Below are 20,561 nucleotides of genomic sequence, written 5' to 3' on the forward strand. Positions count from 1 at the left end.
TGGCGCTCACCCAGCTGGTGGCGCTGGGTTGCTGCCGACACCATCAGGCCGTCAGCACGCCGGCGCCCAGGAGGATGAGCGTGCCGGCGCCGAGCAGGATCCGGTAGATGACGAACGGCGTGTAGGACCGCGTGCTGACGTAGCGCAGGAGCCAGGCGATGGCGGCGTACCCCACGACGAAGGAGACGACGGTCGCGGTGATCGTCGGACCCCAGCCGTAGGTGTTGTCGCCGTTGGGGATCTCCTTGAGCTCGAAGAGGCCCGCACCCACGACCGCCGGGATCGCCAGCAGGAAGGCGAAGCGCGTGGCGGCCTCGCGCTCGAAGCCGAGGAAGCGACCCATGGAGATCGTGGCGCCCGAGCGCGAGACGCCGGGGATCAGGGCCATGGCCTGGGCAGCCCCCATCAAGACCGCGTCCTTCATCGTGAGCTTGCCGAGCACGCGGTCGGTGCGGCCCACGCGGTCGGCGATGCCGAGCACGACGCCCATCACGATCAGCGTGGTGCCGATGATCCAGAGGTTGCGGAAGTCGTTCTCGATGATGTCCTTCAGCAGGACGCCGAGCACCACGATCGGCAGCGAGCCGACGATGATGTACCACCCCATCCGGGCATCGATCGTGCCGCGGTACTCGGGCTGGAAGAGCGAGCGCACCCACGCGCTGCCGATGCGCCAGATGTCCTTGCGGAAGTAGATCAGCACCGCGAGCTCGGTGCCGATCTGGATCACCGCGGTGAAGGCCGCTCCCGGGTCGCCCCAGCCGAAGAGCTCGGGGAAGATCCGCAGGTGGGCGCTGCTCGAGATCGGCAGGAACTCGGTGAGTCCCTGGATGATGCCGAGGACGACTGCCTTGAGGAGATCGATCACAGGGGGTGAGCCTACGGGCGAGTCACCGCCCACCCGCGCACGCCCCGTGGCTACTCTCACCTCCATGCAGCAGCGATCCGTCGGCGCCACCGGGCTCAAGGTCTCCCGTCTGGGCCTCGGCACCATGACCTGGGGTCGCGACACCGACGAGCACGAGGCGCGTGACCAGCTCATCGCCTTCGCCGAGGCCGGTGGGACCCTGCTCGACACCGCGGCCGGCTACGGCGACGGCGCCAGCGAGGAGCTGATCGGCACGCTGATCGGCGACGTGGTCTCCCGCGACGAGGTCGTGCTGGCCACGAAGGCCGGCATCTCGCGGCGTACGGGCGAGCGGGTGACCGACACCTCGCGCGGCACCCTGCTGACCACCCTCGACGCGTCGCTCGCGCGCCTCCGGGTCGACCACGTCGACCTGTGGCAGGTGCACGTGTGGACCGACGAGACGCCCGTCGAGGAGACCCTGTCCGCGCTCGAGCTCGCGGTGTCGTCGGGCCGGGCGTCCTACGTCGGCATCTCCAACTACACCGGGTGGCAGACCGCGCAGGCCGCGACCTGGCAGCGCGCCTTCCCCGGGCGTACGCCGCTCGCGTCCACCCAGGTCGAGTACTCCCTGCTGAACCGGCAGGTCGAGCACGAGGTGCTGCCCGCCGCGCAGGCGCTCGGCCTCGGCGTGCTGCCGTGGTCGCCGCTCGGACGCGGCGTGCTGACGGGCAAGTACCGCACCGGCACGCCCTCGGACTCCCGGGCGGCCACCGAGCACTTCGCGAGGTTCGTCGGCGCCTACCTCGACGACCGCGGTCGCGGCATCGTCGAGGCCGTCGCCCGCGCCGCGGACGGCCTCGGGTGGTCGCCCCTCGAGGTGTCGCTGGCGTGGGTCCGCGACCGTCCCGGCGTCACCGCGCCGATCGTCGGCGCGCGCACCGCCGCCCAGCTCGACGGCGTCCTCGGTGTCGAGGAGCTGACGCTGCCCCCCGAGATCGTCGCCGCCCTCGACGACGTGTCCGCCGACTGACCGATCCCCGAGCAGACGGGAGAAGACCACATGGCCAGGATCCAGCGCCGTCCCCCCGGGCGCGGCATCGAGTGGGAGTACGAGACGCTCGTGCTCCCGCAGGACTTCTCGCGCAACGTCGTGACGCGCCTGCTCGTCGACCGGGCCGAGCACGGCGGCTGGGAGCTCGACCGGCTGCGGATCGGCCACGACGGCAAGCGCCGTGTGGTGCTTCGCCGCAAGATCATCCGCCAGCGGCTGACCCTCTTCGCCGGCTGACGGGCGTCCATGGGGTCCGGACCCCATGTCGTCCCCCGTCGCGGCGTGCTCGACTCGAGGAACGGGAGCGGACGGGCCGTTCCCGACGGAGGGAGCGCCATGGCAACCGGACGACGGCACCACACGGACCTCAGGATCGTCGAGCTGGCGGTCGACCCGGCCGACGTGGACCGTGACACCTACCCGGTCAGGATCCGGCTGACGCGCCCGCTGACGGCGTACGAGGTCTCGGGGCTCGCTGTCATGGAGCCCGGCCTCCGCACCGACGGCGACGCCATCGTCGTCCCCTCTGCGCGGCTCGACGACGTGGCTCGGGAGTGCGACACCTGGGCGCACCGTCTCGAGCGGGTGCAGTCACGCGCCGACGAGCTCGAGGGCGAGGCCCTGGCCGCGGACAGCCGGCGGATCGACGAGCAGGCACGGCACGGCTCGCACCTGCTGAGCCAGCAGGCCGACGACCGCGGTCTGCACTGACCCACCAGCCTGCTCACCACCCTGAGGTGCCGGGCGCTCCCTTGAAGGGGCCGGTCACCCGTGAGGTGATCCAGCCGCCGTAGAAGTGTCCGGGCTGGGGCTGAACGACCTCACCGTCGACGGTGCACCGGTCGACGCGCCCGGGGTAGAGCGCGACGTGGTCGACGAGCTGCTCGAAGCCCTTCGACGGCGCCGGGTAGGTCCACGCGATGGCCGGCAGCACCTCGTCGCCGACGACGATGTCGAGGTAGGCGGCCTGGCCCTTCCACTCGCACCAGGAGGCGCCCTCTCCGGGGCGCAGCACGCCAGCGGCGAACGCATCGCGCGGGAGGTAGTAGGTCGGCGGGTGGCTGGTCTCCAGGACCCGCAAGCTGGCGTGGGTGTCGGCGACCACGACGCCGCCGTGGGTGACGACGACGTGCTCGGAGCTCACGTCGACGCGGGGAGGGCGGGGGTAGTCCCAGACGGACTCGGTCTCGACGGCGCTCATGCGACCAACCTACGGAGTGGGAGGTCGGCTCGTGAGCCACGCCTGACCACGCCTGGCCGAGGCCTGGGCGAGCCACGCCTCCTCCACGAGCTCGACCAGCTCGTCGCGGTCCACCTCTCCGACGCGAGAGGCCCTCAGCAGCACCGACGGGTGCCCGTCGAAGTGCGGGGTGGTGAAGAACGGCAGCCGGTCGTCCTGGAGCAGCGCCTGCTTGTCGCCCTCCGAGGCGACCCACAGGACGATCACGTCGTCGTAGCGCTCCCCCGTGTCCGGGTCGACCGCGTCGGGGCGTGGAGTCCGGAAGTAGACGAACGACTTGCTGCCGACCTGGTAGACGGGATTGCTCTCGGGCCGGAAGACGGTGACGTGGGGCATCGCCCGCGCCGTGGCATGAATGTCGTCGACCGTCGCCGGACGGGTCACGGCACTGCTGCCTCGGCCTTCGCCTTCAGCTCGCGCACCATGGCGTCCGGGTCGTCGGCGGAGTAGACGGCCGATCCTGCGACGAAGACGTCGGCACCCGCCTCGGCACAGCGCTCGATCGTCTCGAGCGAGACGCCGCCGTCGACCTGGAGCCAGGTCTCGAGGCCGTGCTTGCGCACCAGCTCCCGAGCCCTGCGGATCTTGGGAAGACAGAGGTCGAGGAACTTCTGTCCGCCGAAGCCGGGCTCGACGGTCATGATGAGCACCATGTCGAGCTCGGGCAGCAGCGCCTCGTAGGGCTCGATCGGGGTCGCCGGCTTGAGGGCCATCGACGCGCGGGCGCCCTGCGCACGGATCTCACGCGCCAGGCGCACCGGCGCCTTCGCCGCCTCGGCGTGGAAGGTGACCGAACCGCAGCCCGCCTCGGCGTACGCCGGCGCCCACCGGTCGGCGTCCTCGATCATCAGGTGCGCGTCGAGCGGCTGGGAGGCATGCTTGCTGAGCGCCTCGATCACCGGCAGCCCGAGCGTGAGGTTGGGGACGAAGTGGTTGTCCATGACGTCGACGTGCACCCAGTCGGCGCTCGGGATCCGCGCGACCTCGTCGGCCAGGCGCGACAGGTCGGCGTTCAGGATGCTGGGAGTGATCTGGATGCCCACGCCCTCGATCCTAGGGACTCGGTGCGTCGTCCATCCGGGCGGCTCGGCTGTCGGCGGGTACGACGACGTGCAGGGCGTTGCGGTCGACCTCGAACGTCGCGGGCGTGGTGGCCGCGACCTCGCCGTCGAGGTTGACCTCGATCGGCTCGTCGGTGACCAGTCGGAGGCGGCGGGCCGTCACGTGGTGCACCCGGTCGTGCTCGACGAGGTGGCCCGTGCGCAGCAGCCGGGCGATCGAGACGTGGTCGCGCAGGCGCCCCTGCTCGACGGCGTACACGTCCAGCAGGTGGTCGTCGATCGAGGCGTTCGGCGAGACCGTGAGCCCGCCGCCGTAGTGACGGCCGTTGCCGACCGCCACCTGCATCAGGTCCTGCAGCTCCAGCACGGAGCCGTCGTCGAGCTCGAGGCGGGCTGCGAACGGACGGTGGCCGCGGTAGGCGGCGAGGGTGGCGACCGGGTAGGCGAACCGCCCGAGGCGGCGCTTGAGTCCCGGGGTGAGCCGTTGGGCCACGGCGACCGACAGTCCCAGGGAGGCGACGTTGAGGTAGACCTGCCCGTCCACGCGGCCGAGGTCGACGTCGACGACCTTGCCGGTCAGGAGGGTGTCCACCGCCGCGGTCAGCGCGGTGGGGATCTCCAGGGTCCGGGCGAAGTCGTTGGCGGTGCCGAGCGGCAGCACGCCGAGCGTCGTCGACGTGTGTGCGACGAGGCCGGCGGCGCAGCCGATCGTGCCGTCGCCACCACCGACCACGAGGAGGTCCGGCTGCGTGGCCATCGCCTCGTCGAGCGCGTCCCGGAGTCCCGCTCCACCGTGGGCGGGGTGCACCTGCACCTCCTCCGCGGCCCTCCCCAGCTCACGGGTGACGAGCGGGAGGGCACGGGAGCCGGTGCGGGAAGCCGTGTTGACGACGACGGCGACGCGGTCGGTGCGGGGCTGGGGGTGCGGTGCGTCCTGCATGCCTCGACCGTAGGCAGCGCAGGTGAGAGGACGGTGAGGACGGCCTGTGCGCAGGCTGTGGGCCTAGGCCTCGTCCGGCTCCGGCGGCGCGGCGGGCCCCTCGGCCTCGTCGCGGTCGGCCCACTCGAGCAGCGGCGCGATGTCGAAGGGGTGCGCGTCGATGTCGGCGTGGAGGTCGCCGATCCGCGCGAACCGCTCGGGCATCGTGAAGATCGTGAAGTCGTCGGGCTCGCAGTCGTCGACCTCGTCCCAGCGGATGGGCGCCGAGACGCGCGCCTCGGGCACCCCGCGCACCGAGTAGGCCGCGGCGATCGTGTGGTCACGGGCGTTCTGGTTGTAGTCGACGAACAGCTGCGCGGGGTCGCGGTCCTTGCGCCACCACGCGGTGGTCACCTCTCCCCCAGCCCGCCGCTCGACCTCGCGCGCGAACGCCAGCGCCCCCCGGCGTACGTCCTGGAAGCCGTGGTCGGGCGGGATCCGGACGTAGACGTGCAGCCCCGACCCGCCGCTGGTCTTGGGGAAGCCGGTCGCGCCGAGCTCGTCGAGCACCTCGTGGGCGACGTGCGCCACGCGCCGGACCGTCGCCCAGTCGCAGTCGGGGCCCGGGTCGAGGTCGATGCGCCACTCGTCGGGCTTCTCGGTGTCGGAGCGGCGACTGTTCCAGGGGTGGAACTCGACCGTCGACATCTGCACCGCCCAGATGACGCTGCCGAGCTCGGTCACGCACAGCTCGTCGGCGGTGCGCTTCCAGCGCGGGAAGAACAGCTCGACGGTCTCGACCCAGTCGGGCGCCCCGGCGGGCAGCCGCTTCTGGTGGACCTTGTCGCCGGCGAGGCCCTTGGGGAAGCGGTGGAGCATGCACGGGCGCTCGAAGAGGGCGTTGACGATCCCGTCGCCGACGGCAAGGTAGTAGTCGACCAGGTCGAGCTTGGTCGCCCCCGGCCCACCGTCGACCGGTGGGAAGTAGACCCGGTCGGGGTTGGTGACCTTGACGACGCGACCGTCGACCTCGACCTCGGTGAACGGCGACGGCATGTCAAGGAGCCTAGCCGGGCGCGACGCAGTCGCGCCCGGCGTGGCGAACGATGTCGAGTAGCCCCGCGACCGAGGCACGAGGTCGCGTCAGGGCGTATCGAGACACAAGGAGCCTAGCCGGGCGCGAGGTCACATCAGGGTGTGTCGAGACACAAGGACCCTGGCCGCGCGGTCGCGCTACTGCTCGGCGCCGTCCGTGGGCGTGGCGGGCTGATCGACGGTGACGGTCACCGGCTCGGACCAGCCCTCGTCGGCGTACTGGCTCTGCGGGCGGTGCCAGCGCAGCTCGGTGGTCTCGGTGACTTGTACGTCGACCCGGGCCTGGCCGTCGGGGCCGGAGAGGACGGGCTCACCGACGGGCGCCCACGCGCCTCCGGGACGGCGCGACTCCAGCACGAGCGTGTCGCCGGTGGCGCGTCCCCCGGCCTCGGTGACCCGGCCGGTCACGGTGACGGACTCGCCGGCGGGGACCTGGTCGCGGTCGACCCCGACCGTGGTGGTGAGGGTGGTGCCCTCGAAGTCGAGGGTGCTGCCGGACGCCTTCACGGCGTCGAGGTTGAAGGCCCGGCCGTCGCAGCCGAAGCCGGTCACCACGAAGCCCGGCCCGTCGCCGTGCCGGGCGGCGAGCTCGCCGGTCGTGGCGCGGCCCTCCTGGGCCAGGGGCGCGCGGGTGGTGAGGTCGACCAGCGTCCAGTCGTAGGTCAGCGCCGAGGCGGCCACGCTCGACCAGGAGCCTGCGGCGACGTCGAGGTCGGCACGCCCGCTCCAGGCGGTGCCGGGCGGGCTGTCGGGCGTCACCGCCATCACGTAGGAGACGCCCCGGGTGCCGCCGGTCGCCGCGACAGAGACCGATGCGTCCACCCCCGCGAGCGAGCCGAAGGCGGCGTAGGGGCCGGAGGCGGTGCCCGGCCCGCCGGGCACGAGGCCGAGCGAGCGGCGGCCCACGGGCGCGGAGTAGGGGCCGAGGTTGATCCGCGACCCGGGTGCGGCGGTCGGGCCGCTGAGGGACTCGCAGCCGACGTAGGTCATGAAGAGGTCAGCGTCGCCGGTGACCGGACCGGTCAGGGTGCGCGTGCCGCCGGCATGCGCCGGTCCCGTGCCCACGGCGGCCAGCGCCACCATTGTCGCGACGGCCGTCGCCCTGCTCCGCACTCGCATCAGTTCCTGCTCCCCGTCGTCCGCCACACCCCTCCGGTGCGACGCACTGCATCCATCATGGTGTGGCCTGCGGCGGATGTGAACAGCAGGCGCAGAGATGTCCCCTGAATGTCACCTGTCGGGGTGGCTGTCGTCGCCGCTGGCTAGGTTGAAGCCATGTCGTTCAGGGGGGCCGACGTGCCACGCCACCCGGTACGTCGCGTCGAGCCGCGAGCCGACCACGACCTCGCGCCGGACCACTACCCCGCGGCGATCCCCGCCGTGGCGCAGCTGCTCGCCGACGGCCTCGACCTCGAGCCGGGCGTGACGTTCCTCGTCGGCGAGAACGGGTCCGGGAAGTCGACCCTCGTCGAGGCCGTCGCCCTCGCGTTCGGGCTCTCGCCCGAGGGCGGCAGCACCCACAGCCGCCACTCGACCCGCGCCACGGAGTCCGCCCTCGGTGACGCGCTCCAGCTGGTGCGCGGCGCCGGCTCCACCAAGTGGGGCTTCTTCCTGCGCGCCGAGACGATGCACGGCTGGTACTCCTACATGGAGGACCACGCGAGCGCCGACGACCCGGTCTTCCACGAGCTCAGCCACGGCGAGTCCTTCCTCGCGGTGCTCGAATCGCGCTTCACCGGCAAGGGCTTCTTCTGCCTCGACGAGCCGGAGGCCGCCCTGTCGTTCTCCTCCACCCTCGGGCTCATCGCGACGTTGCAGCGGGTGGTCGCCCGCGGTGGACAGGTCCTGTGCGCGACGCACTCCCCCGTCCTCGCCGCCATGCCCGGGGCGCGGATCCTCGAGGCCGGGCCGTGGGGGCTGCGCGAGGCGGCCTGGGACGACCTCGACCTCGTCGACCACTGGCGGCGCTACCTCACGGAGCCGTGGTCCTACCTGCGGCACCTCGAGGACGGCTGAGGCGCCAGCCGGGGGCTCAGCGGCGTCGCAGGGTCGCCGCGAACATCGCGTCCGTGCCCTCGCGATGGGGCCACAGCTGGAAGCGGTCGACCTCGTCGGTGTCCTCGCGGCGTCCGAGGACGGCAGCCACGATGTCGGTGGTCTCGGCGACCACGGGCGAGCAGGTCGCGTAGACCACGATCCCGCCCGGGCGCACCGACTCCAACGCCACGTCGAGCAGCACCTGCTGCAGGGCCGTCAGGAGGTGGAGGTCCTCGGGCGTACGCCGCCACCGCGACTCGGGTCGCCGCCGCAGGGCGCCGAGGCCCGTGCACGGTGCGTCGACCAGCACCCGGTCGAAGGTGCCGGGCAGCCACGCGGGGCGCGCACCGTCGCCCGCCAGCACGTCGACCGAACCCTTCGGGAGGGCGCGCATCGCCGAGGCGACGAGCGCGGCACGGTGGGGTTGCCGCTCATGGGCAACGAGCCGGGCACCCCGGCCGGCTGCGAGGGCGCCGAGCAGCGCCGCCTTGCCGCCGGGTCCGGCGCACAGGTCGAGCCAGCGCTCGTCGCGCCCTTCGAGCGGGGCGTCGGCCATCGCCAGGGCGACCAGCTGCGAGCCCTCGTCCTGCACGCCCGCGCGGCCCTCCGCCACGGCCGCGACGCCCGAGGGGTCGCCGCCCTCGAGCACGACGCCGTACGGCGACAGGCGGGTGCGCCTGCCACCGGCGGTCTCGAGCTCCTCCACCGACGCCAGGCCGGGGCGGGCCACCAGGGTGACCCGCGGTGCCGCGTTGTCAGCCGCAAGCAGGTCCGAGAGCTCCTCGTCCCCGAGGGCCTCGGCCAGCGCGTCGACGACCCAGCGCGGGTGCGAATGCGCGACGGCGAGGTGGCCCCGGGGGTCGCTCGTGGCGTCGGGCGCCACCTCGCGCACCCAGTCGGTGAGCTCGCGCCGGCTGATGGCGCGCAGCACGGCGTTGACCAGACCGGCCGGCCCCTGGCCCACGCTCGCGCGGACCAGGTCGACGCTCGTGGAGATCGCCGCGTGGTCCGGCACCCGCATCGACAGCAGCTGGTGGGCGCCCAGGCGCAGCACGTCGCGCACCTCGGCCTGCAGCTTCGGCCGCGTCAGGCAGGCGTCGATGATCGGGTCGTAGAGGCCCTGCATGCGGATGGCGCCGGAGGCGAGCTCGGTGGCGAGCCCGGCGTCGCGGCCCTCGAGCCGGTGCTTGCGCAGCACCTGCGGCAGCACGAGGTTGGCGTAGGCGTCGTCGACCCGCACGGCGGTGAGCACGTCGAGCGCGGCCCGGCGCGGGCGGTCGACCGGACGGCGGCGGCGCTCACTCACCGAGGTGCTCCCGGACCAGCGCCCGCGGGGCCTTCGCCGCCCACGCGTCGGTGATCACCTCGGCGAGCTCGGCACGACCGATCTCGTCGAGCCGCGACTGCTGGACCAGGACGGCGTTGTAACCCTTGAAGTGGTCGATGGTGAAGAACGGCGTCGAGGCGTCCTCCACGAGTGCGTGCTTCTCGACCTCGGTGGGGGTCATGATCACCACGAGGTCGTCGTACATCTCCCCGGTCTCCGGGTCGATCGCCGTCCGGCCGGGGGCGCGGTAGAGGACGAACCCCTTTCCCTTGTCGCCGCGGGGCACCTTCCACGTGGGCCGGTCGCCCCACGAGGTGCCCAGCTCGGTCTCGGGCAACGACGCGCAGATCTCGTCGATGTCCTCCGGACGTGCGGGCCGGTCCTCGGGGGTGCTCACCCCGTCGGCTCCTCGGCGCCGAGGCGCACCCCGGACTCGAGGCGTACGCCGCGCGCCCAGTCGGCAGCGGCCATCTCCTTCTTGCCGAACGCCTTGACCTGCCCCAGCCGGACGGGCGTGGTCCCGGTGCCGACGTGGACCGCGTTCTTGGTGACCTCGATGACGCCGGGCTCGAGTGGCGAGAGGTCGGTCGGCGTGACGGGACCGAGCTTCATCCGCTCCCCGGCGTACGTCGTCCACGCGCCGGGTGCCGGCGTGCAGGCCCGGACCTGGCGGTCGATGCCCACCGCCGGGTGGGTCCAGTCGACGCGGGCGTCGTCGACGAGGATCTTCGGGGCGAAGGACACCCCCTCGGACTGCTGCTCGCGGGCCTCGAGGCTGCCGTCCTCGATGCCGTCGAGGGTCTGCACGAGCAGGCCGGCGCCGCCCTCGGCGAGCCGCTCGAGCAGGTCGCCAGCGGTGTCGCCGGGGCGGATCCGCTCTGTCATGACGCCGAAGACAGGGCCGGCGTCGAGCGCCTTGACGATGCGGAAGGTCGTGGCGCCGGTGACCTCGTCACCGGCCCACAGCGAGTGCTGCACGGGTGCGGCGCCGCGCCACGACGGCAGCACCGAGAAGTGCAGGTTGATCCAGCCGTGCGGCACGAGGTCGAGCGCCGACTGCGGCAGCAGTGCGCCGTAGGCGACGACCGGGCAGGCGTCGGGACGCAGGTCGGCGAGGGCCGCCTGGAAGTCGGGGTCGCGCGGGTGCTCGGGCTTGAGCACGGGTACGCCGAGCTCCTCGGCGCGCTGGGCGACCGGGCTGGCGACCAGCCTGCGCCCGCGACCGCTCGGGGCGTCGGGGCGGGTGACCACGCCGACGAGCTCGTGGCGGCTCGCGGCGACGGCCTCGAGCGCGGGGACGGCGACCTCGGGGGTGCCGGCGAAGACGACGCGCATCAGTCCTGCTTCCTGGTGGGGCTCGACGAGGGGGTCCGGGGCACGGGGCCGGTGGTGCTCACCGGGCGAACCCGTGGGTCGCGTGCGGGCTGACCCGCACGGTCGGCTTCTCGAGGCCGAACCACTCGGACTCGCGGATCTCCTTCATCGCCGCCTTGCGGGCGTCGGTGTCGAGCTTGTCGATGAAGAGGATGCCGTCGAGGTGGTCGGTCTCGTGCTGCATCGCGCGGGCGAGCAGCTCCGAGGCCTCGATGCGCACCGGTTCCCCGTGCACGTCGAAGCCCGTGGCCACGACCGACAGCGCGCGCAGGCAGTCGTAGGTCAGCTCCGGCAGCGACAGGCAGCCCTCGGCACCGTCCTGCGTCTCGTCGGAGAGCTGGAGCGTCGGGTTCACCAGGTGGCCGACCTCGCCGTGCACGTTCCAGGTGAAGACCCGCAGCCCCACGCCGATCTGCGGCGCGGCGAGGCCGGCGCCGGGCGCGGCCAGCATCGTGTCGGTGAGGTCGGTGACGAGTTGGCGCAGCTCGCGGTCGAAGCTGTCGACCTCGATCGCGCGCTGGCGCAGCACGGGATCGCCGAAGAGGCGGATGGGCTGGACGGCCACGGAACTCCTTGGGACCTGGGGACTGCTGGGCTCGGAAGGCACCCAAGTCTAGGGACGGAGCCGCACCCGGGTCCCATCGGCGCTAGAGGCTGAGCGGATCGACCTGGATGCGCACCGCCTCCAGCTTGCGGGCCGAGCGCAGTCGCTGCAGGTCGCCGAGCGCCTCCGACAGGGCCGTCCCCCGCGACCGTGGCACCCGCAGCACCGCGCGGTGCTCCCCCGGGTCGTGCTCGAGCGGCACCGGGCCCAGCACCTCGGCACCCTCGGGGAGGTCGAGCAGGTGGAGCACGTCGTCGAGCGCCCCCAGCTCGCCGGTGACGGTCGCGATCCTCGCTGCCGGCGGCAGGTGGGCGGCGGCGCGCTCCTCGCTCTCACGCCGCGCGAAGCCGGTCGGGTCCCACCGCACGAGGGCCTGGAGCGCCGGGTGGGCCGGGTCACCGACCGCCACCACGTGACCACCGGCCCGGACGAGGGCCGCGGCGTTGAGCCAGCGACGCAGGGCCTCCTCGCCCGCCCTCAGGTCGTCGCGGGCCAGCGTCAGCCAGGTGTCGAGCAGCAGCACGGCGGCGTAGCCCTCCTCCGCCACCGGCTCCGCGCCGACCGTGGCGACGACGATGTCGTGCGCGCCTCCCACGTGGTCGAGCACCCGCTCGCCGCTGGAGCTGCGCACCGTCGTGCCGGGGAACATCCGGCCCAGCTCCTCGGCCGTACGCGCCTCGCCCCGCACCGGGGCCCGCAGCCCCCGGCCGCGGCAGGTCGGGCACGTCCACGCGGACTCCACGTGGCCGCACCACCGGCACTGCGGCGGCGCCGCCGGCCCGGGGATCGTCAGCGGTCCCGTGCAGGCCGTGCAGCGCGCCGGGGTGCGGCACGTGTCGCACGCCAGGGACGCGGCGTAGCCGGCCCGGGGGGTCTGCACCAGCACCGGGCCCGACTCCAGCCCGGCGCAGAGCGCGTCGTAGGCGGCGCGCGGGACGCGGGTGCCGATCGAGCGGTCCTCGCCCGGCACCGCCTCGACGCGGACCCGGCGTCGGAGCTCCGGCCGTGGCACGGAGAGCTCGTGGACCCAACCGGAGGCGACCAGCTGCTGCACCTCGGGGGTGCGGGCCACCCCCGCGAGGAGGACGGTCGTCGACCGCTGGGCGGCGCGCGTGAGCAGCACGTCGCGGGTGTGGGGGTAGGGGGCGCGCGGCTCGGCGTGGAGGTCGTCGCCGTCGTCCCACACCACGACCAGGCCGAGGTCGTGCACAGGCGCGAAGGCCGCGGCACGGGTGCCGACGACGACGCGGCGGGCGCCGCGCGAGACGGCGAGGAACTCGCGGTAGCGCGCCGACGGGCCCACGTCCGCGGTGAGGCACACGTGGTGCCCCGGACCGAGCTGCGCGTCGAGCGCGGCACCGACCCGTGCCACGTCGCGGGCGTCGGGCACGCACACCAGCGCGCCCTGCCCCGCGGCGTACGCCGTCGCGACGACCTCGGCGAGCATGGCGGGCCAGTCGTCCGCGGGTGCAGCCGACCACGCCGCGCGGGGCGACTCCCCCGCGGCGAGGCGGCGCAGGAAGGCGTCGGCGTGCTCGACCTCCGCCCACAGTGACGGGCCCGTGGGAGGGGCGGGCGTCGGCGCGGGCTCGGAGACGGCCTTCTCCGCGGTCGCGTGCCGTGGCGGCACCGCCAGCCGCAGCACGTCGGAGCGGGCGCCGGCGTAGCGGTGGGCGAGCGTACGGCTCAGCTCGGCGACCTCGGGAGCCAGCACGGGTTCGGCGCTGACCACGCGACGCAGCGGCTGGAGCGTGCCGGTGTGGTCGGTCTCGCTGGTCCGCTCCACGACGAAGCCGTCGACGTCCTGACCGGCGAAGCGCACCTTCACCCGCGCCCCGGGGACGGCGGTGTCGGCCATCGCGCGCGGCACGGCGTAGTCGAAGGGTCGGTCGAGGTGGGCGAGCGCGATGTCGACGAGGACGCGCGCCACCGGGTCGGCCTCCGCGGGCTCCCACGACGCGGCCTTGCGGCGGCGGGTGGCGGCGGCCTTCGCGCGGGCGTCGTCCACGGCAGCACGAAGCCCCGGGAGCATGTCTGCTTCCGGGGCCTCGTGATCGCTCATGCGGTGGATTGTGTCAGCGGGCTCGGACAGTGCCGCCCGAGGTCGGGCAGGTGTGCGAACTCTTGCGCTGTCGGGGCGTTGCAACACCCCGGCAGCGCGGGAGTCACCGCTTCAGCGGGGACTCATGCAGCACGGGCCTCATGCAGCACAGGCCTCAGACCCCCGCAGCAGCCTTCAGCTTCTCGGCGCGGTCGGTCGACTCCCAGGTGAAGTCCGGCAGCTCGCGGCCGAAGTGGCCGTAGGCCGAGGTCTGGGCGTAGATCGGGCGGAGCAGGTCGAGGTCGCGGATGATCGCGGCCGGGCGCAGGTCGAAGACCTCGAGGACCGCGTCCTGGATCTGCTCGTCGCTCACGACACCGGTGCCGAAGGTCTCGATGAAGACGCCGACCGGGGCCGCCTTGCCGATGGCGTAGGCCACCTGCGCCTCGCACCGTCGGGCGAGGCCCGCTGCGACGACGTTCTTGGCGACCCAGCGCATCGCGTAGGCCGCGGAGCGGTCCACCTTCGACGGGTCCTTGCCGGAGAAGGCGCCGCCGCCGTGGCGGGCCATGCCGCCGTAGGTGTCGACGATGATCTTGCGACCGGTCAGGCCGGCGTCACCCATCGGACCACCGATGACGAACGTGCCGGTCGGGTTGACCAGCATCCGGTAGCCCTCGGAGGGAATGTCGAAGGACGCCAGGACCGGGTCGATGACGTGCTGCTTGATGTCGGCCTCGAGCTGGGCGTGCTCGACGTCTGGGCCGTGCTGGGTGGACAGGACGACGGTGTCGATGCGCACCGGGCGGTCGTCCTCGTCGTACTCGATGGTGACCTGGGTCTTGCCGTCGGGGCGCAGGTAGTCGAGCACCCCGTCCTTGCGGACCTCGGTCAGCCGCTGCGCGAGGCGCTGGGCGATCGTGATCGGCAGCGGCATCAGCTCAGGGGTGTCGTCGCAGGCATAGCCGAACATCAGGCCCTGGTCACCGGCGCCGCGCTTGTCCAGCTCGTCCTCGCTGGAGCCGACGCGCGACTCGTGGCCGGCGTCGACGCCCGCGGCGATGTCGCTGGACTGGGCGCCGATGGCGACCTGGACGCCGCACGTGGTGCCGTCGAAGCCCTTGTCCGAGGAGTCGTAGCCGATCTCGAGGATCGCCTTGCGGACGATGTCGGCGACCGGGGCGTACGCCGTGGTGCGGACCTCGCCGGCGACGACCACCAGGCCGGTGGTGAGCAGCGTCTCGACCGCGACGCGGAGGTTGGCGCGGTCGGGGTCCTCGGCCATCAGGTGGTCGAGGACGGAGTCGCTGATCCGGTCGGCGATCTTGTCCGGGTGACCCTCGGTCACGGACTCGGAGGTGAAGAGGCGTCCAGCCACAGTGCTCTCAATTCTCGTGTGGAAAAGTCGGGTCAAACCTACCCGCTGCCCAGCATCCGGGACGCACGTCTCACCCGGCGAATCGCCGGAGGACCTCGTCCCAGATCACGTGCGCGAGCGCGGTCTTGCTGCCGTGGGGCACCTCGACGACGTCGCCGTCGGCACCCAGGATCACGGCCTCGTTGTCGTTGCTGCCGAAGACCGCCCCGCCGCTCACGTCGTTGACGACGAGCAGGTCGCAGCCCTTGCGGGCGAGCTTGGCGCGGCCGAGCTCGAGCACCGAGCCGGTCGCGTCGCCGGTCTCGGCGGCGAAGCCGACCACGACCGCTCCCGCGCGCGCCCGGTCATGGGAGATCTCGGCGAGGATGTCGGGGTTCTGCACCAGCGCGATCGACGGCGCGGAGCCGTCCTCGGCCTTCTTGATCTTGGCGTCGCTCACGCTCGTGGGACCGAAGTCCGCAGGCGCGGCGGCCATGACGACGGCGTCCGCGGTGGCTGTCGCGGCGACCACGGCGTCCCGCAGCTCGTCGGTCGTCTCGACCCGTACGACGCTCACGCCGGCCGGGTCGGGCAGGGACACGTTGGCGCTGACCAGCGTGACGTGGGCGCCGCGCGACGCCGCCGCACGGGCGAGGGCGTAGCCCTGGAGGCCCGAGGAGCGGTTGCCGAGGAAGCGCACGGGGTCGAGGTACTCCCGGGTGCCACCGGCCGAGACGACGACCTTCAGCCCGGAGAGGTCCGGTGCGCCGACGCCGCGCTCGAGCACGCCACGAGCGAGCTCGAAGATCTCCGCAGGGTCGGGCAGGCGCCCCTTGCCGGTGTCGGCGCCGGTGAGCCGGCCCTCGGCCGGCTCGATGACGACGACACCGCGCTGGCGCAGCGTGGCCACGTTGGCCTGGGTGGCCGGGTGCTCCCACATCTCGGTGTGCATCGCCGGGGCGAGGACGACCGGGCAGCGCGCCGTGAGGAGCGTGTTGGTGAGCAGGTCGTCGGCCAGGCCGTGGGCCGCCTTGGCGATCAGGTCGGCGGTCGCCGGGGCGACCACGACCACGTCGGCGGCCTGCCCGATCTTCACGTGCGGCACCGCGTGCACGTCGGTCCACACCTCGGTGGACACCGGCTTGCCCGACAGCGCCGCCCAGGTGGGCGCCCCGACGAACTCCAGCGCCGCAGCCGTGGGCACGACGGTGACGTCGTGCCCCGACTCGGTGAACCGGCGCAGCAGCTCGCAGGCCTTGTAGGCCGCGATCCCGCCGGAGACCCCCAGGACGACCTGTGCGGTCATCGAGAGGCTCGCGTCACTCCGTGGCGTCGCCGGCGGCAGCAGCCTCGGCGGCGGCGGCCTCGGCGGCGGGGTCGATGTCCTCGCAGGTCAGGAGGTCGTCGTTGATCTCGCGGAGCGCGATCGAGAGCGGCTTCTCCTGCACGTGGGTGTCGACGAGCGGGCCGACGTACTCCAGCAGGCCCTCGCCGAGCTGGGAGTAGTAGGCGTTGATCTGGCGGGCGCGCTGGGCGCTGTAGAGCACCAGCTTGTACTTGCTGTCGGTCTTGGTGAGCAGGTCGTCGATCGAGGGGTTGGTGACGCCCTCGGCGGCGATGGTGGGAGATGCCACGGTGTTGGTGCCTCGCTAGTCAGATCGGGCGGTGCGGATCGGGTCCAACCATCAAGGCTACCAACTCGTCGGCAGCAGCGTGAACTTCGTGGTTCACGATCGTCACGTCGAACTCGCTCTCGGCCGCCAGCTCGGCGCGCGCGGTCTCCAGGCGGCGCTCGCGCTCGGCCTCGGTCTCGGTGCCGCGACCGACGAGACGGCGTACGAGCTCGTCCCACGACGGGGGCTTCAGGAACACGAAGAGCGCCTCGGGCATGGTCTCGCGCACCTGGCGCGCGCCCTGCAGGTCGATCTCGAGCATGGCGGGCTGGCCGGACGCCAGGGCGAGGTCGACCGGACCGCGGGGCGTGCCGTAGCGCGCGGCCTTGTGGACCACCGCCCACTCCAGCAGGTCGCCCTTCTCGATCATGGCGTCGAACTCCTCGTCGGAGACGAACCAGTAGTGGACGCCGTTCTCCTCCCCCGGTCGCGGGCGACGGGTGGTGGCGGACACCGACAGCCAGACCTCGGGGTGGGTCTCACGCACGGCGGCGGCGACGGTGCCCTTGCCGACGGCGGTGGGACCGGCCAGGACGATCAGGCGCGAACGACGGGTGGGGGCGGCGGGAGCTGCTTCGGTCACGACGCGTCGGGGCCGAACTCGCGCTCGAGCGCGGCGACCTGCTTGACCCCGAGCCCGCGCACGCGGCGACTCTCGGCGATCCCGAGGCGCTCCATCACCTGGCGCGCCCGCACCCGGCCCAGGCCGGGCACGGACTGCAGGAGCTCGACCACCCGCATCTTGCCGATGACCTCGTTGGTCTGGCCCTCCTTGAGCACGTCGAGGATCGAGCCGCCCGAGTTCTTCAGGCGGTTCTTCACCTCGGCCCGCTCGCGTCGGGAGGCCGCAGCCTTGTCCAGGGCTGCCTGGCGCTGCTCGGGCGTCAGAGGGGGCAAGGCCACGAAAGCTGTCCTTCAGGGTCGCGAGGAATGGGTCCGGCGGTGGGTTCGGCTCAATCTAGTCAGGTCCCGACGGGGCAGGCAATCGCGCCCGCACGATCGCCGCCGCGAGGTGACCTGCGCGACAGCCAGGCCCGACTCAGCGCGACAGCGGCGTGCCGCAGACGTCGAGCGCGTGCTGCTCGACCGCGGCCATCGCGGTCACCGTCCGCTCGGAGCCGACCGCCCGAGCGGCGGTCTCGATCTCGCTCCGCGCCTCGTCGTCGAGGCCGGTGGGCGGCTCGTCCGCGGAGTACGTCGTGGCGTCGACCTCGTGCTCGTCCAGCACGTCCTCGAGGGCGTGGAGCGGATCGACCACGGCGTCCCAGTCGTCCGCGAGGTCGCGGGGCGCGTGCTCGGCCAGGTCGTCGTAGGCCTCGAGCGCGTCGAAGATCGCCGCCATGTCCTCGGAGGCGGCCACCTCGGTCAGCGCCGCCTGGTGTCCCTCGACCCGCTCGCAGTAGTCCTCCTGCGGGTCACCGGAGCATCCCGCGGCGAGCGGGAGCAGGAGGAGCACGGCGAGCAGTCTCACGCCCCCAACCCTTGCACGGCGTCGGTGCCGCGCAGGGCGGCCTCGCGCAGTGCGCCGACCTCGGGTCCGGCAGCCAGGACCTCACGCGACGAGCTGGGCAGCGCCCACCTCGCGGAGTCGCCGAAGATCCGGAGCAGGTCGGCGACCGTGCCGCCCTGGGCGCCGTAGCCGGGCACGAGGAACGGACCGTTGATGTCGAGGTCCTCGTCGGTCGCACCGATGGTGGCGCCGACGACCGCGCCGAAGGAGCCCACCGGCTCGACCCCCGCGTTCAGCCCACGGAGGTGGTCCAGGACGGTCCCGGCCACCGTGCGCCCACCGGCGCCGGCGTGCTGGACCTCGGGACCCTCCTTGTTGGAGGTCAGGGCCAGGACGAACAGCCCGCCGCCGTGGCGGTGGCACGCCTCGACCATCGGGTCGAGCGACCCGAAACCGAGGTAGGGACTGGCGGTGATCGCGTCGGAGCCGAGCGGCGAGGCCGGGTCGAGATAGGCATCGGCGTAGGCCTGGCTGGTCGAGCCGATGTCGCCGCGCTTGACGTCGAGCAGCACCAGCGCGCCGGCGTCGCGGGACTCGGCGATGACGCGCTCGAGCACCGCGATCCCCCGGCTGCCGAAGCGCTCGTAGAACGCGCTCTGCGGCTTCACCACGCTGACCACCGGTGCCACGGCCTCCACGACGGTCAGCGCGAAGCGCTCCAGGGAGGCGACGTCGTCGGTCAGGCCCCACTGCTCGAGCAGCGCCGCGTGCGGGTCGATGCCGACGCAGAAGCGGCCGCGCTCGTCGATCGCGCGGGCGAGGCGGGTGCCGAACGGGGTCATGCGTCCTCCTGGGGGTCGGCTGCGAGGTCGGCCCGCAGCCGGGCGACGGTGGTCGGGTCGTGGAGCAGGGCGGTGCCGACCTGCACGGCGGTGGCGCCGGCGGCGAGGTAGGTGCGGGCGGAGGCGAGGTCGCGTACGCCGCCGCAGGCGATGACGGGCATCGCGGGCAGCGACCGGTGCACCTCCGCCACGCAGCGCAGCGCGACGGGGCCGACAGCGGGGCCGCTGAGTCCGCCGGCCCGTCCGTCGGGGAACGCGGCGGGGACGGCGTTGCCGACCACGACGGCCGTGGCGCCCGCCTCGTGGCACGACCGCGCGCCCTCCACGATCCGCGAGACGTCAGGCCGCAGCTTGGCGAGCACCGGCCGGTCGGAGGGGAACTCGCGCCGCACCGCCGCGATGACGCTGGCCGCGTGGTAGGGCTCGCGCACCTCGAAGAGCCCGGCCCCGACCTCGTCGGGCGCGCCGACGTTGACCTCGAGGCCGGCCACGCCGGGGGCCCGGCTCAGGCGCCGCGCCAGGTCGGCGTACTCCCCCATCGTCGCGCCGGCGATGGACACCAGGACCCGCGCGCCGGCCCGCACGAGCCACGGCAGCTCGGTGGCCAAGAAGTGCTCGAGACCGGGATTGGGCAGGCCGACGGCGTTGACCAGCCCGCCCGGCACCTCGACGAGACGCGGGCCGGCGCCGCCCGCGCGCGGGTCGAGTGTCAGCGAGCGGGTGACGAAGTCGAGGCCGGCGAGGCCATCGGGGCCGGAGAAGGGCTCGAGCTCACGACCCGTGCCACCGCAGCCGGCGGCGACCATGACCGGTCCGGGGACGTACGCACTCACAGCGCATCCCACCGCACGCGGTCGCCCCTGATGACGGGACCCTCGGTGCAGGCGCGCACGACGCGGTCCACGCCGTCCTCGCCGGCCACCGGGAGCGGGCAGCCGTGGCACAGCCCGGTGCCGCACGGCGTCGGGGACTCCAGGGCCACCTGGCTCCACGCACCTGCCCGCTCGGCGGCCGCGGCGCAGGCGCGCAGCACGTCGGTGGGGCCGGCGGCGTAGACGACGTCGGCGCCGGCGCGGCGCAGCAGGTCGTCGACGTGGTCGGCGACCTGACCGCGCTGTCCGACCGATCCGTCCGCGGTGACGACGGTGACGGACCGCACCGCCCGGCGTGCCTCCAGGGCCGACAGCAGGTGGGACTCGTCCGTAGCCGAGACCACGAGGGACACCGCGCACCCCCGCTCGCGCAGGCGCTCGGCGAGGGGGAAGAGCGGCGCGGCGGCGTAGCCCTCTCCGACGAGGAGGCAGGAGACCGCGTCCTTCGGCAGCGCGAACGCGCGTCCCAGTGGACCGGTGATCGCCACCTTCGCCCCGACGGGCTGCGCCGCCAGCCAGGAGGTGCCCTCCCCGCGAGGCTCGAGCACCACGTCGAGGGTCGGGCCGAAGGCGCTCGAGGCGCGCACCCGGTGGATCCACAGCGCCCGGCGGGCGACGTGGCCCGGGACGCTGACCGCGACGAAGTTGCCCGCCCGGAACCGCTCGGGCACCCCCGGCGCCGTGAGGGTCAGGTGGCGGTGCGCGCCGACGCGCTTGGTCACCACCACCTCCCCCTCGACGTGGACGGGAGTCCTCACCTCAGCCACG

25 protein-coding genes are annotated in these 20,561 nt (G+C 73.4%); 4 read left to right on the forward strand and 21 right to left on the reverse strand.

Annotated elements, in window-relative coordinates; translation table 11 throughout:
• Positions 1-43: 43 nt before the first annotated feature.
• Positions 44-865, reverse strand: coding sequence for an undecaprenyl-diphosphate phosphatase (locus IRX98_RS03110; RefSeq protein WP_372456009.1), 822 nt, complete (start codon positions 863-865; stop codon positions 44-46).
• Between the two features lie 67 nt (positions 866-932).
• Between IRX98_RS03110 and IRX98_RS03115 the strand changes: the two genes are divergently transcribed.
• The 3 genes from IRX98_RS03115 (at position 933) to IRX98_RS03125 (ending at position 2,612) form a co-directional block, all read left to right on the forward strand.
• Positions 933-1,880: an aldo/keto reductase gene (locus tag IRX98_RS03115; protein WP_224273776.1), complete on the forward strand. Its 948-nt coding sequence runs from the start codon at positions 933-935 to the stop codon at positions 1,878-1,880.
• A 30-nt stretch (positions 1,881-1,910) separates the two neighbouring features.
• Entirely contained in the window at positions 1,911-2,138 is a 228-nt protein-coding gene (locus IRX98_RS03120) for a DUF5703 family protein (RefSeq protein ID WP_224273778.1), read from the forward strand.
• Between the two features lie 99 nt (positions 2,139-2,237).
• Entirely contained in the window at positions 2,238-2,612 is a 375-nt protein-coding gene (locus IRX98_RS03125; RefSeq protein ID WP_224273780.1) for a hypothetical protein, read from the forward strand.
• 13 nt (positions 2,613-2,625) lie between these two features.
• Here the strand turns inward: IRX98_RS03125 and IRX98_RS03130 are convergent, their stop codons facing one another.
• The 6 genes from IRX98_RS03130 to IRX98_RS03155 all read right to left on the reverse strand — a co-directional run bounded on the left by IRX98_RS03130 (position 2,626) and on the right by IRX98_RS03155 (position 7,335).
• The gene (locus IRX98_RS03130; protein WP_224273781.1) at positions 2,626-3,102 is read right to left on the reverse strand and encodes a DUF427 domain-containing protein; all 477 of its coding nucleotides are present in this window, start codon (positions 3,100-3,102) and stop codon (positions 2,626-2,628) included.
• A gap of 9 nt (positions 3,103-3,111) precedes the next feature.
• Positions 3,112-3,525 carry an MmcQ/YjbR family DNA-binding protein gene (locus IRX98_RS03135; RefSeq protein WP_224273782.1) on the reverse strand — a complete coding sequence of 138 codons (414 nt, stop codon included), beginning with the start codon at positions 3,523-3,525 and terminating at the stop codon, positions 3,112-3,114.
• Positions 3,522-4,184 (reverse strand): ribulose-phosphate 3-epimerase, encoded by a 663-nt coding sequence (gene rpe, locus IRX98_RS03140; RefSeq protein ID WP_224273783.1) that lies wholly within the window; start codon positions 4,182-4,184, stop codon positions 3,522-3,524. The genes IRX98_RS03135 and rpe overlap by 4 nt, the downstream gene beginning before the upstream one ends.
• Before the next feature lie 10 nt (positions 4,185-4,194).
• A complete protein-coding gene (locus IRX98_RS03145) occupies positions 4,195-5,142 on the reverse strand; it encodes a lipid kinase (RefSeq protein ID WP_224273784.1) in 948 nt (315 codons plus the stop codon).
• A gap of 63 nt (positions 5,143-5,205) precedes the next feature.
• Positions 5,206-6,177, reverse strand: a complete 972-nt coding sequence (ligD, locus tag IRX98_RS03150; RefSeq protein ID WP_224273785.1) for a non-homologous end-joining DNA ligase — start codon at positions 6,175-6,177, stop codon at positions 5,206-5,208.
• 177 nt (positions 6,178-6,354) lie between these two features.
• Positions 6,355-7,335 (reverse strand): hypothetical protein, encoded by a 981-nt coding sequence (locus IRX98_RS03155; protein ID WP_224273786.1) that lies wholly within the window; start codon positions 7,333-7,335, stop codon positions 6,355-6,357.
• 156 nt (positions 7,336-7,491) lie between these two features.
• Here IRX98_RS03155 and IRX98_RS03160 point away from each other — a divergent pair, with 156 nt between their 5' ends.
• Positions 7,492-8,232 carry an AAA family ATPase gene (locus IRX98_RS03160; RefSeq protein ID WP_224273789.1) on the forward strand — a complete coding sequence of 247 codons (741 nt, stop codon included), beginning with the start codon at positions 7,492-7,494 and terminating at the stop codon, positions 8,230-8,232.
• Positions 8,233-8,248: 16 nt separating this feature from the next.
• Here the strand turns inward: IRX98_RS03160 and IRX98_RS03165 are convergent, their stop codons facing one another.
• The 14 genes from IRX98_RS03165 to IRX98_RS03230 all read right to left on the reverse strand — a co-directional run bounded on the left by IRX98_RS03165 (position 8,249) and on the right by IRX98_RS03230 (position 20,560).
• Positions 8,249-9,559, reverse strand: a complete 1,311-nt coding sequence (locus tag IRX98_RS03165; RefSeq protein WP_224273792.1) for an RsmB/NOP family class I SAM-dependent RNA methyltransferase — start codon at positions 9,557-9,559, stop codon at positions 8,249-8,251.
• Positions 9,552-9,977 carry an MmcQ/YjbR family DNA-binding protein gene (locus IRX98_RS03170; RefSeq protein ID WP_207081350.1) on the reverse strand — a complete coding sequence of 142 codons (426 nt, stop codon included), beginning with the start codon at positions 9,975-9,977 and terminating at the stop codon, positions 9,552-9,554. The genes IRX98_RS03165 and IRX98_RS03170 overlap by 8 nt, the downstream gene beginning before the upstream one ends.
• Positions 9,974-10,915: a methionyl-tRNA formyltransferase gene (gene fmt / locus IRX98_RS03175; protein ID WP_224273794.1), complete on the reverse strand. Its 942-nt coding sequence runs from the start codon at positions 10,913-10,915 to the stop codon at positions 9,974-9,976. The genes IRX98_RS03170 and fmt overlap by 4 nt, the downstream gene beginning before the upstream one ends.
• 58 nt (positions 10,916-10,973) lie before the next feature.
• On the reverse strand, positions 10,974-11,519 hold the full coding sequence (def, locus tag IRX98_RS03180; RefSeq protein WP_224273796.1) for a peptide deformylase: 546 nt from the start codon (positions 11,517-11,519) through the stop codon (positions 10,974-10,976).
• Between the two features lie 82 nt (positions 11,520-11,601).
• Complete coding sequence (locus tag IRX98_RS03185) at positions 11,602-13,620, reverse strand: primosomal protein N' (protein WP_224273798.1); 2,019 nt, start codon at positions 13,618-13,620, stop codon at positions 11,602-11,604.
• A gap of 154 nt (positions 13,621-13,774) precedes the next feature.
• Positions 13,775-14,977 (reverse strand): methionine adenosyltransferase, encoded by a 1,203-nt coding sequence (gene metK, locus IRX98_RS03190; RefSeq protein WP_224273800.1) that lies wholly within the window; start codon positions 14,975-14,977, stop codon positions 13,775-13,777.
• Positions 14,978-15,047: 70 nt separating this feature from the next.
• The gene (gene coaBC, locus IRX98_RS03195) at positions 15,048-16,262 is read right to left on the reverse strand and encodes a bifunctional phosphopantothenoylcysteine decarboxylase/phosphopantothenate--cysteine ligase CoaBC (RefSeq protein ID WP_224273801.1); all 1,215 of its coding nucleotides are present in this window, start codon (positions 16,260-16,262) and stop codon (positions 15,048-15,050) included.
• Positions 16,263-16,275: 13 nt separating this feature from the next.
• Positions 16,276-16,590 (reverse strand): DNA-directed RNA polymerase subunit omega, encoded by a 315-nt coding sequence (gene rpoZ, locus IRX98_RS03200; protein ID WP_207085295.1) that lies wholly within the window; start codon positions 16,588-16,590, stop codon positions 16,276-16,278.
• Positions 16,591-16,609: 19 nt separating this feature from the next.
• Entirely contained in the window at positions 16,610-17,212 is a 603-nt protein-coding gene (gene gmk / locus IRX98_RS03205; RefSeq protein ID WP_224273802.1) for a guanylate kinase, read from the reverse strand.
• Positions 17,209-17,532 carry an integration host factor, actinobacterial type gene (gene mihF, locus IRX98_RS03210; protein WP_207085293.1) on the reverse strand — a complete coding sequence of 108 codons (324 nt, stop codon included), beginning with the start codon at positions 17,530-17,532 and terminating at the stop codon, positions 17,209-17,211. Before mihF ends, gmk begins: the two co-directional genes overlap by 4 nt.
• Positions 17,533-17,668: 136 nt before the next feature.
• The gene (locus tag IRX98_RS03215) at positions 17,669-18,100 is read right to left on the reverse strand and encodes a hypothetical protein (protein ID WP_224273803.1); all 432 of its coding nucleotides are present in this window, start codon (positions 18,098-18,100) and stop codon (positions 17,669-17,671) included.
• Positions 18,097-18,921 (reverse strand): orotidine-5'-phosphate decarboxylase, encoded by an 825-nt coding sequence (pyrF, locus tag IRX98_RS03220; protein WP_224273804.1) that lies wholly within the window; start codon positions 18,919-18,921, stop codon positions 18,097-18,099. Before pyrF ends, IRX98_RS03215 begins: the two co-directional genes overlap by 4 nt.
• Positions 18,918-19,754: a nitronate monooxygenase gene (locus IRX98_RS03225; protein WP_224273805.1), complete on the reverse strand. Its 837-nt coding sequence runs from the start codon at positions 19,752-19,754 to the stop codon at positions 18,918-18,920. The genes pyrF and IRX98_RS03225 overlap by 4 nt, the downstream gene beginning before the upstream one ends.
• On the reverse strand, positions 19,751-20,560 hold the full coding sequence (locus IRX98_RS03230) for an iron-sulfur cluster-binding protein (RefSeq protein ID WP_224273806.1): 810 nt from the start codon (positions 20,558-20,560) through the stop codon (positions 19,751-19,753). Before IRX98_RS03230 ends, IRX98_RS03225 begins: the two co-directional genes overlap by 4 nt.
• Position 20,561: the final 1 nt, after the last annotated feature.

The organism is Nocardioides lacusdianchii (assembly GCF_020102855.1).
Classification (GTDB): Bacteria; Actinomycetota; Actinomycetes; order Propionibacteriales; family Nocardioidaceae; genus Nocardioides; species Nocardioides lacusdianchii.